The 517-nt window shown below is 63.4% G+C and carries 1 pseudogene; it reads left to right on the top strand.

The window, feature by feature from the left end:
• Positions 1-86: 86 nt before the first annotated feature.
• Positions 87-517, top strand: a pseudogene (locus HP459_RS23330) (thiamine ABC transporter permease); the annotation flags it as partial.

Here is a 517-nt window from a genome sequence, read left to right as displayed (position 1 = left end):
AAACAGCTTCATGCCTTTACCCCTTCAGGCACGCCTGATGTGCTTCCCGAACCGCACGCCGCCTGGGTTAACGCCCTGGAGCAGGAATGGCTTCGCCGCTACGGAACCCGCTAAGCGGGCTGGTCTGGGCGGCAATGGCGGTCATCTATCTGCCACTGCTTCTCGCCAGCGGCATGCTGCTGGCCCCGGCGTTTTCTCTCAGTAACTGGGCGGCGCTGTTTGCCGACCCGCAGCTGCCGCAGGCGCTGGCCGCTACGCTGGTATCAACCCTCATCGCGACGCTGGGTTCACTGTTTATCGCCCTGAGCCTGCTTGCGCTTCTCTGGCCGGGTGATGGCTGGCAGCGCCTGAGCACCCGTCTGCCGTGGCTGTTAGCCGTGCCGCACATCGCCTTCGCCACCAGCGCGCTGCTGCTGTTTGCGGAAGGCGGTCAGTTTTACCGGATCTGTACAGTCTGTTCGCCACAGCTTGACCGCTACGGTATCGGGCTTGGCCTGACGCTTGCGGTCAAAGAGAG

It is taken from the genome of Enterobacter sp. CM29, assembly GCF_013179605.1.
Classification (GTDB): domain Bacteria; phylum Pseudomonadota; class Gammaproteobacteria; order Enterobacterales; family Enterobacteriaceae; genus Enterobacter; species Enterobacter intestinihominis.
Note: the sequence above shows the minus strand (reverse complement) of the source record. Positions and strands in the feature narration are given on the sequence as shown.